Annotated in this window: 12 protein-coding genes; 4 read left to right on the forward strand and 8 right to left on the reverse strand. The window is 28.8% G+C overall.

Annotation, left to right across the window (positions count from 1 at the left end):
• Positions 1–58 precede the first annotated feature (58 nt).
• A complete protein-coding gene (locus ACWW38_RS04310) occupies positions 59–1,408 on the forward strand; it encodes an MATE family efflux transporter (RefSeq protein WP_456259579.1) in 1,350 nt (449 codons plus the stop codon).
• A gap of 66 nt (positions 1,409–1,474) precedes the next feature.
• Here the strand turns inward: ACWW38_RS04310 and ACWW38_RS04315 are convergent, their stop codons facing one another.
• The 4 genes from ACWW38_RS04315 to ACWW38_RS04330 all read right to left on the reverse strand — a co-directional run bounded on the left by ACWW38_RS04315 (position 1,475) and on the right by ACWW38_RS04330 (position 5,152).
• Positions 1,475–2,098: an undecaprenyl-diphosphatase gene (locus ACWW38_RS04315; RefSeq protein ID WP_456259580.1), complete on the reverse strand. Its 624-nt coding sequence runs from the start codon at positions 2,096–2,098 to the stop codon at positions 1,475–1,477.
• A gap of 183 nt (positions 2,099–2,281) precedes the next feature.
• Complete coding sequence (locus tag ACWW38_RS04320; RefSeq protein ID WP_456259581.1) at positions 2,282–3,700, reverse strand: ATP-binding protein; 1,419 nt, start codon at positions 3,698–3,700, stop codon at positions 2,282–2,284.
• Positions 3,681–4,361, reverse strand: coding sequence for a response regulator transcription factor (locus tag ACWW38_RS04325; protein WP_456259582.1), 681 nt, complete (start codon positions 4,359–4,361; stop codon positions 3,681–3,683). The genes ACWW38_RS04320 and ACWW38_RS04325 overlap by 20 nt, the downstream gene beginning before the upstream one ends.
• Positions 4,362–4,498: 137 nt before the next feature.
• Positions 4,499–5,152, reverse strand: a complete 654-nt coding sequence (locus ACWW38_RS04330; protein ID WP_456259583.1) for a DedA family protein — start codon at positions 5,150–5,152, stop codon at positions 4,499–4,501.
• A gap of 283 nt (positions 5,153–5,435) precedes the next feature.
• On the opposite strand from ACWW38_RS04330, the gene ACWW38_RS04335 reads away from it, so the two are divergent.
• Positions 5,436–6,080 (forward strand): hypothetical protein, encoded by a 645-nt coding sequence (locus ACWW38_RS04335; protein WP_456259584.1) that lies wholly within the window; start codon positions 5,436–5,438, stop codon positions 6,078–6,080.
• Positions 6,081–6,399: 319 nt separating this feature from the next.
• Positions 6,400–7,587 (forward strand): hypothetical protein, encoded by a 1,188-nt coding sequence (locus ACWW38_RS04340; protein WP_456259585.1) that lies wholly within the window; start codon positions 6,400–6,402, stop codon positions 7,585–7,587.
• 105 nt (positions 7,588–7,692) lie between these two features.
• On the opposite strand, the gene ACWW38_RS04345 is transcribed toward ACWW38_RS04340, so the two are convergent.
• From ACWW38_RS04345 to ACWW38_RS04360, 4 genes are all read right to left on the reverse strand, one after another.
• On the reverse strand, positions 7,693–9,912 hold the full coding sequence (locus tag ACWW38_RS04345; RefSeq protein WP_456259586.1) for a diguanylate cyclase domain-containing protein: 2,220 nt from the start codon (positions 9,910–9,912) through the stop codon (positions 7,693–7,695).
• Positions 9,913–10,091: 179 nt separating this feature from the next.
• The gene (locus ACWW38_RS04350) at positions 10,092–11,381 is read right to left on the reverse strand and encodes an Nramp family divalent metal transporter (RefSeq protein ID WP_456259587.1); all 1,290 of its coding nucleotides are present in this window, start codon (positions 11,379–11,381) and stop codon (positions 10,092–10,094) included.
• A 385-nt stretch (positions 11,382–11,766) separates the two neighbouring features.
• Positions 11,767–13,140: an aldehyde dehydrogenase gene (locus tag ACWW38_RS04355; RefSeq protein WP_456260415.1), complete on the reverse strand. Its 1,374-nt coding sequence runs from the start codon at positions 13,138–13,140 to the stop codon at positions 11,767–11,769.
• 221 nt (positions 13,141–13,361) lie between these two features.
• Entirely contained in the window at positions 13,362–13,865 is a 504-nt protein-coding gene (locus ACWW38_RS04360) for a pyridoxamine 5'-phosphate oxidase family protein (RefSeq protein ID WP_456259588.1), read from the reverse strand.
• A 194-nt stretch (positions 13,866–14,059) separates the two neighbouring features.
• On the opposite strand from ACWW38_RS04360, the gene ACWW38_RS04365 reads away from it, so the two are divergent.
• Entirely contained in the window at positions 14,060–14,719 is a 660-nt protein-coding gene (locus tag ACWW38_RS04365; protein WP_456259589.1) for a TIGR01906 family membrane protein, read from the forward strand.
• Positions 14,720–14,772: the final 53 nt, after the last annotated feature.

A 14,772-nucleotide genomic window follows, 5' to 3' on the forward strand; every position in this document is an offset into this window, starting at 1 on the left:
CGTTACGTGATACTTTATAATAGCCATTATAACAAGTGGTAAGTGAGGGGTCAAGAAAATGGATATGACAAATGGAAATATTAAGAAGACACTATTTAATTTCGCTCTGCCTATGATATTTAGTTTGGTCACCCAACAATTGTATAATGTAGTTGATATGGTTATTGTAGGTCGCTATTTGGGAGTGAATGAACTTGCGGCAGTTGGTAATGCTGGTGCAGTAGTTCAGATTTTGATGACACTATCAGGTGGATTAGAAATGGGAAGTGAAGTCATCTTCGCTAAATATATAGGTGAAAAGAAATATAAAGACATTATCATAGGAGTAAAAAGTATCTTATTGTTTGGTTTTATCAGTGGTCTATGCATAACTATAATTGGTGTATGCTTAAAAACACCTATACTCTCATGGATTAACGTACCAAGTCAGCTTTATGCTGATACAGGAATATATATCAGTATCTATATATCAGGCATTGCAGGCATATTTATATATGACATTTCAAGAGCAATTATAGTTGCTTTGGGAGATTCAAAATGTTCTATGATTTTAGTAATATTAACTTCATTATTAAATGTAGTCTTAGATCTATTATTTATTCTTGTATTTCATATGGGCACTGGAGGAGCTGCATTTGCTACAATTCTTTCTCAAATTATTGGAATGATAATAGCTCTTGTAATATTAAGAAAAAAAATGCAGCCATTTATAAAAAGATATAGTTCTAGCTCTATGCAATTTAAAAAAATCATAGAAATTTTATCAATTTCAGTTCCAACCATATTTCAACAGTTAATCTTATCTCTATCAGCACTTTTTTTACAAACATTAGTCAATCCATACGGAAGCGAAGTAATCAGTGGATATATGGCTGTGAATAAAATAATGTTATTCGGAATGCTGGTTGTAATAGGAATATCACAAGCACTGTCTATTTTTATAGCATCCAACTCAGGCGCAAAACAAACAAACCGTATCAAAGAAGGCTATATAATTTGTATACGATTTTCAACGGTATATTTATTATGTGTTGCAGCATCAAACTTTTTGATTCCCAGATATTTGATTGGAGCTTTCATTGATATTTCTGAAAATCCAATAGCCTACCAATTTGCAAAAAATTACTTACAATTCTCTTGCCTTGCTTATTTATTTTATGGATGGAAGATAATTAATGAAAGTGTACTGCGCGGATTTTTGATGATGAAGGAATATCTATATTCTAATTTATCTGATTTAATTATTAAAATTGTCACCACCTATTTCTTAGTAGCTCAATTTTCTTTAAACGGCTTTTGGATTGGAAATATGCTTGGGAAAGTAATTGCTTTTGTTATTTGCATGCTGGCTATTTGGCATAATCATCTGCTAAATCAAAATTCAACATGTATAACTGATGCTAAATAAATATGTCATTTTAAAATCTATAAGCACTGCTTTTTTAGAGCAGTGTTTTTTCATATCTATATTTATTTAACATTTATAATTTTTTATGCATTTGGGAGAGCGTTCATTTTCATTATATAATGACCTAAATCCTAATCTTGTTACTATTTTCTTCTCAACTATTTCATATAAACTTCCTACTTTATTTCTTAATTTCAAGTTATAAATATAGCTTGTTGCAAAAGCAAGTATATATGCCCCCATGACATCCATAGGGTAGTGATGACCAACATATATTCTTGAAACTCCTACAAGTATGGACAATATAGTCAATATTAAGTTAAGCGACTTGTTGTAATCTCTAAGTCCTAATGCTATACTCATTGTCCCTGTTGCATGGTCACTTGGAAAGGATGCATCTTTTACATGAGCAAATAATAAATTTACCTTGTTATGAACAAAAGGCCTGTCCACATAATAGATACCTCCAATGATAAAACTTAAAATTAAGTTGATTAAAGTTATAACAAAAGTATTAAAAGCAATTTTTCTATAATCAGAATTCTTTTTTATAATTCCTAAAATAAATACCATTACAATGGCTGCCATAAATATATAGGGCACATCTTTTGAGAAGAAAACCATTATCCCATCTAAAACACTATTTTTATTTGCTAGGTTATTTATTAATCTAAAAAGTTCCATATTCATATTGAACTATCCTTTCTATAATATATTCTGATAAAAAGCAATGGCCTTTTCTATATATCCTTTTTGTAAAATTATAAAGATAATTAAATGTACTATTTCTTTATGCTGTCATATATTATGAACATTTTAGATTAAAATTAGATTAAAAAACTTTTAGATTTATCTTAAAAAATAACTGCTACATTAATTATCTAAATTTAATGTAACAGTTACTTTTGTACCCTTACCTTCTTCACTTTCTACATGTATAATTCCATGATGTATGTCAATAATCCATTTGGCAATAGACAGTCCAAGTCCTGTTCCCCCTTTTTCTTTAGACCTGGATTTATCTACAATATAGAACCTATTAAATATATTTTCCACTTCATCTTTAGGTATTCCAACACCTGTATCACTAACAGTTATTTTTGCAGTTTTATCTTGGGTTTCTGAACTTATATCTATCTTTCCACTGTCCGGAGTAAACTTCATACTATTATCAATAAACACTCTTAGCATTTCTTTTATCATCTTATAATCTGCAAAAATTTTAATATTATCATTTTTATTGCTGGATATTATGTGATTTTGATCTATTATTCTGCTTTCTTTCACTACTTCATCAATTAATTCATTAAGCCAAAATTCTTTCTTTTCTACAAACTGAGTACCACTATCACCCTTTGCAAGGAACAATAACTTTTCAATTAAATTAGCCATATTAGTGGCCTCTAATTTAATTGCATAGATTGACTTTTCCAAGGCATCTCTATCATCTTTTCCCCATCTGTCCAATAGGTTAGCATATCCTTGAATAATAGCAATAGGAGTTCTAAGTTCATGTGAAGCATCTGATACGAATTGTGCCTGCCTATTAAAAGCCCCTTGAAGTCTATCTATCATCTTATTAAAGGTACTGACAAGTCTTTTAAGCTCATCATCGGGACCCTCTTTTACTTCTATTCTTTCCTTTAAGTTATTGATGCTTATATTTTCAGCAGTTTTAGTTATATTATCAATAGGCTTTAACATTCTCTTACTTACCATATATCCCAGTATAATAGATGCAATAACACCTATAAAGTCAGCTACAGCCATAACCCAGAATAATATTTTCATAAACTCATATTCGTTATCCATATCTTTTACTATTTGAATATATACAGTACCATATTTTTCACTTTCAAATTCAACATTTTTATAAGTTAAATGTCTTCCTCTATATTCAATGTGTTTTTCCTTACCTACTGATTCTTCTAAATTGTCTTGAAGCTCTTTAATCTTATAATCAAATTTTCCTGATGAGTTTATTATTTTTCCGTCTTTCTGTACTATGTTTATGAAAATATTCTCCTTAGAAGGAACATTCAAAAATATTTCTTTATCCCATAATTCTAACTGCTCACTTTCTGATGTAAGCTTATTTAATACTATAGTTTGCACATCTTCTATCTGTTTATTTGTCTGATTATACAGGTAATACTTCACACCATATAAAATAGAGGCATTTAGCAGAAGTAATACTAATGAAAACATAAAAGCATATACTATTGTAAGCTTTATAGAAATTTTTGCACTTTTAATAATCTTTAAAGTATGATTAATTATCTTTGATAACATATCCTATTCCCCTTATTGTAGTTATAAGCTTCTCTTCAAAGCCGTCATCAATTTTACTTCGTAAATATCTTATAAATACATCTACCACATTAGTATCTCCTATGTAATCGTAACCCCATACCTCTTCAATTAACCGCTCTCTTGTAAGCACAATATTTTTATTAATTAAAAGCATTTCAAGAAGACTATATTCTTTTTTGGTAAGTTCAATTTCTTTACCCTTTCTCCACACCTGATGTGTTTCATTATTCATTACAATATCCTTTACTTTAATTTCATCAACCTTATTATTTAATACTTTATCTCTTTTATATACTCGTATTCTTGCCAATAATTCCTCTATTGCAAAGGGTTTAGTTAAATAATCATTAGCCCCAGTATCAAGTCCTAAAACTTTATCTGGTATATCACTTTTAGCAGTTAACATTATTATTGGTACATACGAGAATTGTCTTATCCTTCTACAAACCTCAATTCCATTTAGATTTGGTATCATAATATCTAGAAGAATTAAATCATACTCTGTATTTTCCACCTTTTTCAAAGCTTCTCTTCCCTCATAAGCTGCATCAACTTCATATCCTTCATGAGTAAGTTCCATTTGAATAAACATTGACATTTGCTTTTCATCTTCTACTAAAAGAACTTTAAAATCCTTCAAGCTACCACCTCCATAAGAAAATAGTTAACTATTAATTCACCATACAATATTAACTATATACTACTTTATTTGCCTTCTCTATGTCTGTCTCTATTTTCTTTCGTAGAATTTATATTGTTTACTCTTAATAGATTAGATTAAAATGCAGAACTTTCAACTTTTTTCTTTTCTTTAATAAAGACTACAATTCCTGGAAGTAAAGAGATAATTATTATAGCAATTAGTACATAGGAAAAATTATTTCTTATAAAAGATAAATTCCCGAAAAAGTACCCTCCACATAAGAACAAGCTTACCCATAGTGCTCCACCAATCATATTATAAGGTATAAACTTTTTGTACTTCATTTCACCAATGCCAGCTACAAATGGTGCAAAAGTTCTTATAATAGGAATAAATCTTGCTATAACTATAGTCATTGAACCATGCTTCTCATAAAAATCTTGAGCCTTCTTTAAATATTCTTTGTTAATAAATCTTATATCTTCTTTTTCTAATATCTTGGCTCCAATCTTTTTTCCTATATGGTAATTTACTGTATCACCAAGTACCGCAGCCAAATAAATTATAATTAATAAGGTGAATATATTAAGAGAACTTATTGCTGCTATCGCTCCTGCTGCAAATAGTACTGAATCTCCTGGCAAAAATGGTGTAACGACTAACCCTGTTTCAAAGAAAATAATGGCAAATAAGATAACGTATGTAAGTATTCCATATTGCTGTACTATCAAATTTAAATACTTATCAATATGCATTATAATATTAATAAAATTTCCTAAAACATCCATGTCTTTCTCTCCTCATTTTCAAATAAACTTTCTAGTGTAATTTTTATTATTATGCTCAATATTATAAACATCCTAAATTAAAATTAGATTAAAAAAATCTTAAACTTTACATTCATTGTCACTATTTAGTTAATAAATTTTAATCCTATTGTAACTTATTATTTTAGTAATAAATTTATAATTTCAATATGTAGATATGTTACAAGAAACTGTCAGTTTTCTATAAGTTAAAATATCTTTTAGTAAATCCATTTTAAAAATAACTTAATAAGGGGTGCATGAAATGAAATTTAAGAGATTATCAGCATTTATATTAACATTAACTTTTGCTACTTCCGCTACAGCCTACGCTTCTATTAGTAAAATTCCTACTTCAAATAGAAAAAGTGTTAATATTCAAGTTTCAAGAAATAGTAATAATTTAAGTAAAGTTAAGTCTTCTAATAAAGCTAAAATTAAAAATAAACTTACGGAGCAAAAAGCTTTTAAAATAGCAGTTAAAACTACAAAAAACTATTTTAAACTTAATGGTGATGAAAGCAAATTTAAACTTGATAAAATATCAGACATGAAGACATACTGGATTGTTTTTATAAGCAATGGTAAAGAAAGCTTTCAAGTAAGAATTTCTTTACAGGATAAAAAACCATTTTTCATCTCTAGAAATATCTCTTCAAATTATAAAAACAAACCTATTTCTAAAGATGCCAGTAAAAAAATTGCAGATAACTTTATAAAATCATCACCATTAAAAAATACTAAATTAAAATTTTTAAAATCTAGCTACGAACTAAAATTTAACAGTTCTGAAAAAGAATACTATGTTTTTGAATATGTTAAACAAAATAAAGATCCTAAAAATCCTCAAAATTTAATTATTGTTAAAGTGAACACTTTTTCAAAGGCAGTTTCAGAAATTTCTTTTTAGAGATAAGTTAAAACCATTAACTTTCCCTTATCTAATTTAAAAAATGACTTCTGATTTTATTTCAGAAGTCATTTTTTAGTATTACAATGTCTGAACTGTATCATGTACCAACTATTTATGCATCAGCATAATCTATAGGGTGGCGAATATATTAAAGTATGGTAAATATTCCAAAATATATTTTAAATGAATGTTAATTTTTACATTCATTTAAAATTTTTTATTAATGGGTTAAGGCTGTTTTAAGAATTGTTGAGTCTATTGTCAGCACTCTCTTAAAACATAGTCAAATATTATAAAAGAAAAGAGATGATGTAAAATGAAAACCCTGAAAAAAATAATAACACCTTTATTATTAGTTGTATTAACTATGTCATTTTCTGCCTGTTCAAAGAAGACACCAGAAAATCCAAAGGAAAAAGAACAAACAGAAAATACAGCTAGCGAAGCAACTACTACAAAACCTGCTTCCCAAAATATATCTAATGATTTATACAGCTATGAAGTATTGATAAACGGTATGGCATATTCTCTTCCTACTTCATTTTCCACATTTGAAAAAAACGGATGGTTAGGCAATGATTTTACTAATACTAAACTAGAACCAAATCAATACAAATTAGAAACCTTAAAGAATGGGAACCAAAATATCTTGATAAAAATAGTAAACTTTGGCATGGATGTTTCACCATTATCACAATGTCTCGTTGGTGGTGTTAAAATAGAATCAGACACTCAAAACCCTGGAACAACTATTTCTATTGCAAAAGGAATTACTATAGGATCTACCTATGATCAAGTAATTGCAGCTTATGGCAAACCTTCTAATGAATATAAAGGAGACAATATAATTAAGCTAACCTACAAATCTGGTAGCTACTCAAATTATGAGATTTCAATTAATGTTGAAGATAAAAAAGTATATGCTATTGAAGTAGACAATTTAGCGCCACCTAAAAAAGACCAAGGTACTTCTACTAATACAACAGCACCTGAAATAGTTAAAAACTATAAAGCTCCTTCAAGTATAGGTAAAGATTTATTTTCTTTCCAAGTTAAATACGGAGGTAATTACTATAAATTACCGGCGCCTATTACAGAACTAACTAAAAACGGTTGGACACTTCAATCAAATAATGATCAGGTTATTCCTGCTAAGTCTGGTGCTGTAGGAGTGGAATTAAGAAAAGATAACCAAGTACTAAGAACCCAAATTCACAACTATAGTGATAAGGGAGAACCTCTAAAACACTGTTTTGTTACTTATTTAGAGTACTACAATAATGGTGCAATGATTCCTTTGGAATTACCAAAAGGGATTTCAGAAAAATCTAGCATAGACCAAGTAATTGCAGCCTATGGCAAACCTGCTAAAGTAGAAGAAAGCACTAGCTTCAAGTATTATATATACGGAAAGTCCTTTGAAGAAGTTACCTTTATGACTAATAAAAGCAGCGGAAAAATAGAAAAAATTGAAGTGAATTATTCTCCAAAAGAATTAAAGTAATATAATACAAAACATATTGCTAATTTTAAAAATAATAAAAGACTATGAAGTTTATTTACTAAAATTCTCTTCATAGTCTTTTTATATTGCTTATTTTTAATAATATTACAATATCTGAACTCTATTTCTACCGCTTTCTTTTGCTTTATATAATGCCTTATCAGCATTATTAATAAATTCTTCATAAGACATATCTTCTGAAGGAATTACAGTTGCAACTCCTATGCTTACTGTTACATAGGGTTTAACTTGTGAATTAGCGTTAGGTATCATTAAGTTTTCTATATTAGTACGTATTTTATTAGCTATGAATTCTCCTCCTTTACTGCAAGTTTCCGGAAGGACTATAGCAAATTCTTCTCCACCATATCTTGCAAATAAATCTTCTGGCCTTTTTAATGCATTTTTCCCTGTACTTGCTACTATTTTCAGACATTCATCTCCTTGAAGATGGCCATAAGTATCATTGTAAGCTTTAAAATGATCTATATCCAGCATAAGCAGTGACAATTCAGTAGAATTTCTTAAGGCCCTATTCCATTCATTTTTAATATAGTCATCAAAGTACCTTCTATTGGCAACATTAGTTAACCCATCTATAAAGGATAATCTTTTTAACTTTTCATTGGCTACTTTTAATCTCTCTTCACTTTCTTTTAGCTTTTCTTCTACTAATTTTCTAGAAGTTATATCATTGATCATAGTCAATAAAAATTCAATTTTTTCCGAAGTATCTTTTATGGAAGTTGCAACTAGATCTGTCCATATTAGATTACCTGCTTTATTATAATACCTTTTTTCCATGGTATATGATTCCCTCTTGCCATCAATAAGCTCCTTAAAAAGATAGGCTTCTTTTTCGCAGTCATCAGGATGTACATTCTTTACAATATTATGTATTTCATCTTCACAGTATCCTAGCATATTCAAATATGTTTTGTTGGTAAGTACTTTTTTACCGTTAATATCCTTTAATGAAATTCCAAAACCAGCATTATCAAAAATAGCCTTAAAAAGAGCATTAGTAGCATTTAATTCTTGTTCCATTTGCTTACTTTGCGTTACATCTCTAAAATATACAGATATTCCATCATGTTTAGGATAAGCACTAACACTAAACCATTTATTTAGAGGTTCATAAAATTCTTCAAAATAAGTTGGCTTATGTTCTTTAATTACTTTATTATACTGATTATAAAAAGTTTTTTGGGATCCTTCATGGAAAATGTCTCCTATAGGTTTCCCAATTAGTTCTTCTTTACTCTTTTCCAATAATTTTTCTGATTCTCTATTTACATAAGTAAATTTCCATTCTTTATCAAGAGCAAAAAAAGCATCTTGTATACTTTCTAGTATATCTTTAATACTATTATTAGATTCTATAAGTTCCTTTTCTATTTGTTTATGATGGCTAATATCTCTAGTTACACATATAATTTCTTCAATTACTCCACTCTTATTTTTTATTCTCATCAAAGACGTCTCAACCCATATAAAGCTGTTATCTTTTTTTCTAACTCTATATATCATATTAAAAATACCGTCATTATTAAGTACAATATTATGAATTCTCCTTACATTTTCAATATCATCAGCATGTATATATTCATAAGGATTAGATAGCATCAATTCTTCTTTTGTATGTCCAAATGTTTCACTTGAAAATGGAGAAATATATAGGTATTTACTATCCGGCTTATGTGCCGAAATCATATCTGTTAAATTATCAGACATCATTCTATAGTAATCCATTTGCCTAAAATTATTGCTAAAAGAAATTATGTATTCCATAGCAAAGTAACAAAGGAGTATAGTAAAGAAGAGAATAGGAATTAGATATATCATTATATCAAATATTTTATTACTATCCTCTATTAATGAGCTAATAGATACAATTAAAATAGACGAAGTAAATATTGTCATAACAATATATTTTTTTAATCTTGATGCATTAATTGATGAAATACCTGCACATCCAATTCCCATAGTTAATGCCAAAAAAACAGCTACAATAGAAGCATTATTTATATCAAAAGACAATATTCTATAAATAGCTATAAAGATAGCTGTAATTATAGATGAAATAGGTCCTCCTAAAACTGCTGAAATTATTATGGCAATATTTCTAAGATCTAAGATAACAGTACTTGTAGCATGGATTGTATATATCATAAGTATTACTCCTAGTAATCCATAAATTACCCCAAATACTGCTTGTTTTTTAGCGTGTAACTTATTTCCTAAGGGATAGTTTTTAAACAATTGTCCTGTTATCAGTAAAAATGCTGCAATTGCAAAAACATTTACAAATAAATCAAAAAGCATTCATTCCTCACCTTTTTCTACATATTATCTAAAATTTGTACAAAATAATTATACCCTTACTTACATATACTTTCAATTTTTTTAATTTGCAGTAGATTTTTACACTAAAAAAATAGTTAACTAATTTAAATTTATCCAGATGAAGCTTTTACTCCATCTGGATTTTAGTTAGAAGTTACTCATGATACAAAGGTTAAAAATAAAAGTATTGCATTTAAAACAATTATTATTGATGTTATAATCCATCCAATAACTTTTGTGGGAAGCTTGTTCACAAAACTCCCCATAATATCCTTACGATTACTTATTATCATAAGAGGTATTATAGCTGCTGGTAAGGCAAAACTTAATACAACTTGGCTCAATAATAGTGCTTTCATAGGGTTAACCCCTAGACATATAATAATCATTCCAGGTGCCATAGTTATAATTCTTTTTAAATTAACATTGATCTTTAAATTTACGAATCCATCCATAAGACTTTCTCCTGCCATAGCTCCTACAGCAGATGATGATAACCCTGAAGCTAAAAGTGCTATTCCAAAAGCTCCACTAGAAAGAGCTCCAAGTAGCGGATCTAAAGATCTATGAGCTTGCTCTATAGTATCTACTACTATTCCCTGCTTAAAAAACACTGCTGCAGACACAATTACCATAGCAGCATTTACTAGAAATGCAATGTTCATAGCAATAGTTATATCTATTTTTTCCATCTTTAAGTGTTTTCTTTTCTCTTTTTCTGAAGCATCCTGATTTCGCGATTGAACTAATTGAGAGTGTAAATATATAACATGAGGCATAACTGTTGCTCCAAGCATTCCTACTGCTACTAATACAGCATTGGAATTAGGAATAGATGGCACTAATGTATGAATACCAACAGATGTCCAATGAGGTTTTGCAAGGAATATTTCAACTGTATATGCAATAGATATGACAGCTACAAGTAGAGTAATGACTACTTCAACTACTCTTTGTCCATATTTTTGCATATTGATAATAATAAATGTTAGTGCCACAGTAATGATTCCAGCATATACAAGTGGAATACCAAATAATAAATATAATCCTAAAGCTCCTCCTAAAAATTCTGCGAGAGTAGTAGCCATTGCAGTTACACAAGATATACTCCACAGAAACCAGTTTGTCCTCTTTGTAAATACTTTTCCACACATTTGAGATAAGTTATATCCAGTTGCAATGCCAAGTTTAGCAGAAAGAGTCTGAAGAAATATAGCCATTAAATTACTCCAAAGTATTACCCATAAAAGATTGTAATTAAAAACTGATCCTCCTGTAATATTTGTAGCAAAGTTACCTGGGTCAATATATGCAACACTTACTACAAAAGCTGGACCTAAGTATTTCAATAATGTTTTAAATCTATTAGCAACTTTAGTACTGTTAGTACTTTTAGTTATTGCTCTATTGTTAATATCTAATCCTCTAATTCCCAATTCCTTCTCCATTTTTTTATCCCCCTTTAGCATACAATTTTATTTAGCAACTTAGTTTTATCTAAAGAGGATTCTTGGTTTCAGGTGGAGTTTTTTTCTCCAACTGAAGCTTAGAAGCCCTTATCTACGGATGGTAGTCATTAGATAAATTAAACCTTAATTCAAAGGAGTTTTGGCTCTCTATGAATTGTTAAGTATCAAATGAAACATTTAACTGTTCCTAAGCATTTTAGCTGACACTAACTTTTCTAATTCAATATATGTGTTTAAGTTTATAAGTGTGATATGGGGATATCTGCATTTTGGCAAAAAAATACCTGGAAACTCTCTGTTTCCAGGTAAATACTTAATTTTATCTAATCAACTGAATAATCTTTTGCTCTGTTTTAAATCAGCTTTACTTTAAAAATTTTTTTAGTAGAGATAATTTCTTTTTATCATAAGGAGGATAGATAAAGTTCATGCTCCATTTTGTTGTCTTTTTTAATATACTCTTTTTATGAGAAAAGGTATCAAAGCTATGTTTACCATGGTATCCACCTATTCCTGAAGCTCCCACCCCTCCAAAAGGCAAATAAGGTGTTGCAAGATGTGAAATAGTATCATTTACACATCCTCCTCCAAAAGGTACCCTAGAAATTATCTCACTTTCTATGCTTTTATTCCTAGTAAAAATGTATAACGCTAGGGGCTTTGGGCGACTATTTATATGTTTTATTACTATATCTAAATCTTCATATTCAATGATTGGAAGTATTGGACCAAATATCTCATCTTCCATAATCTTATCATTCCAGTTTACATAGTCCATAATAGTTGGCTGCATATACAATTCTTCTTTGTTATACTTACCTCCAACTACAATTTTACTTTCATCTAATAATTCTATAAGTCTTTCTAGATGTCTACTATTAATTATCCTTGGATAATCCTTACTTAATATTGGTTCTTCTCCATAGAAATTATTTAAAGTATATTTCATTTCATCTAAAAACTTGTTTTTCACATCTTTATGAACTAACACATAGTCTGGTGCCACACAGGTTTGTCCTGCATTTAAAAATTTTCCCCAAGCAATTCTTTTTGCAGCTGTTTTTAAATCTGCATCACTATATATTATGCATGGACTTTTTCCACCTAACTCCAATGTAATTGGAGTTAAATTTTTACTTGCTGCTTCCATAACAAGCTTTCCTACTGGAACACTACCTGTAAAGAAAATATAGTCAAAAGGCGCATGAATTAGACTAGATGTTGTTTCCACTCCTCCTTCTACTACCCTTATATATTTTTCATTAAAATTTTCGCTAATAATCTTCAAAATCACTTTAGAAACATTTGGTGTGTATTCCGAAGGCTTTAACACTGCACAATTTCCTGCGGCTATAGCTCCAATTAATGGTTCCATTAAAAGTTGAAAGGGGTAGTTAAAAGGGCCAATTATTAAAACTGTACCATAAGGTTCTGAGTATATATAGCTTTTTCCTCCTAGCTGGGTTATTGGTGTCCTTACCTTTTTTACACTTGTCCATGATTTTATATTTTTTATCATGTGCTTTATACTATCTAGTAAAAGTCCAATTTCGCTGGCATAAGCTTCAAATTCAGATTTATGTAAGTCTTCATATAGAGCTGCTAGGATTAAGCTTTCATTTTCCTGTATAGCCTTCTTCATTTTTTTTAATTGTTCAATCCTAAAACCTATATTTTTGGTTTCACCAGTTTCAAAATAACTTTTATGCTCTTTTATATAACTTAAAACTGTATCTATATCTTTTTCCATGCTAATATTTCACCCTCATATACTTAATAAATTGTTCGTTTTTAAAGATTATATATCAAAGCTAAAATAGGATTTTTCCATTAATACATAATCTGCTATTTATATATTGCTCTAGTTAAATTACATTGTCAAATCCAATCCATTAATAAAAAATTTAAGTTACCCTTCTATTTGAATTTTCATTCTCATAGAAGGGTAACTTAAATTACTTATAGTGAAAGTGTTGTTATAGCCATTTCATATATAGTGTTTACTTCATTATTTTGAATGTTTAAAATCTGTTTTGTTCTATCTCCATTTTTTAGGGAGTTCAAATACACTATTTCCTCCGGAACAATTTTTATAGCTCTTAAAAATTCTGTTTCTTCTTCCACTAAGTATCTGTCAGGACAATACTTTTCTGATTCCTCTAGAACCTTTATATCCTGTTTACAAATAGTTGCCTTTCCAAATATCTGAACACCCTTAATCTTTCTATAATTTATATATTCCGTATTTACTAAAAGACATACATTTGAGTTTTCCTCTATATTCTTAAACTTATCTCCTCCTGCTGACAATATATATATGTCCATATCTTTACCTAGGAAGTATTGAACAGGACTGCACCTTGGTATTTCATCCATGGAAGTAGCTAAGGCTGCACTTTTATGTTCTCTTAAAAATTCTAAAATATGATCCTTTAACTCTGAATATGACATCTGTTTATTCATCTATATCTTCTCCTTATATTTTTCATTAGTTAGTTAATGCTATTATTAGCTTAAAACTATTATTATTCTTATAGATTAAAACTATACAATTAGTTCTTATCTGCGGATTTTCTCAAAAATTTGTAATTTCTTTATCTTTACTGTATATTTAAATGTTATAATTTTAGTACTAACCTTTAAAAAGGAGTGTTTATATGATTTTATTTTGGAATAAAGTATTTAGAATTATATTTTCAATCGCTTTAGCCTTATCTATTTTTATAATATCAGTAAAATTTACATTGAATTTCAGATCACTGTATTATTTTGACATTGAATATCTAAACATAGAAGAATTTTCTGGATTAAGGAAAGATGAGATTAAACTTAACTATAACTACTTAATTGATTATATGAATGATAAAGATGCAGCAGAATTTAAACTTCCCACTTTGCCATCTTCAAAATATGGACAGATTCACTTTGTTGAAGTTAAAAACATATTTGTAACTTTAGATATAATTTTAAAAATATCTCTATCTATAATTTCATTAGGACTTATTATAAATTACAAAAACATATACTTGCTAAAGCATGTATCTACAATTTTATTGGTTACCCCACTAGTAATTTTAATTCCCTTTGCAATAAACTTCGATACTACCTTTACTATTTTTCATAAAATATTTTTTAGAAATGATTACTGGATATTTGACCCCAGTGAAGATCCTATTATAAACATACTTCCTCAAGGATTTTTTCTTCATTCTGCTCTTATAATCTTGTTTAAAATACTGTTTATTTGTATAATTCTAAAAATAATTTTTAGAAAAAAACCTGCTAGCCTGACTAGAAGTTATGATTTAAACTTGTAAGCCTTTAGAAATATTAATAATACCTCACTAGATACATTTACAGATTTCCAGTG

Source organism: Clostridium sp. JNZ J1-5 (assembly GCF_053901425.1).

Bases quoted from the DNA above. Each gene is read 5' to 3' on its own strand.
- ACWW38_RS04310 (WP_456259579.1), top strand. From the start codon at position 59: ATGGATATGACAAATGGAAATATTAAGAAGACACTATTTAATTTCGCT.
- ACWW38_RS04315 (WP_456259580.1), bottom strand. From the start codon at position 2,098: ATGAATATGGAACTTTTTAGATTAATAAATAACCTAGCAAATAAAAAT.
- ACWW38_RS04320 (WP_456259581.1), bottom strand. From the start codon at position 3,700: ATGTTATCAAAGATAATTAATCATACTTTAAAGATTATTAAAAGTGCA.
- ACWW38_RS04330 (WP_456259583.1), bottom strand. From the start codon at position 5,152: ATGGATGTTTTAGGAAATTTTATTAATATTATAATGCATATTGATAAG.
- ACWW38_RS04335 (WP_456259584.1), top strand. From the start codon at position 5,436: ATGAAATTTAAGAGATTATCAGCATTTATATTAACATTAACTTTTGCT.
- ACWW38_RS04340 (WP_456259585.1), top strand. From the start codon at position 6,400: ATGAAAACCCTGAAAAAAATAATAACACCTTTATTATTAGTTGTATTA.
- ACWW38_RS04345 (WP_456259586.1), bottom strand. From the start codon at position 9,912: ATGCTTTTTGATTTATTTGTAAATGTTTTTGCAATTGCAGCATTTTTA.
- ACWW38_RS04350 (WP_456259587.1), bottom strand. From the start codon at position 11,381: ATGGAGAAGGAATTGGGAATTAGAGGATTAGATATTAACAATAGAGCA.
- ACWW38_RS04360 (WP_456259588.1), bottom strand. From the start codon at position 13,865: ATGAATAAACAGATGTCATATTCAGAGTTAAAGGATCATATTTTAGAA.
- ACWW38_RS04365 (WP_456259589.1), top strand. From the start codon at position 14,060: ATGATTTTATTTTGGAATAAAGTATTTAGAATTATATTTTCAATCGCT.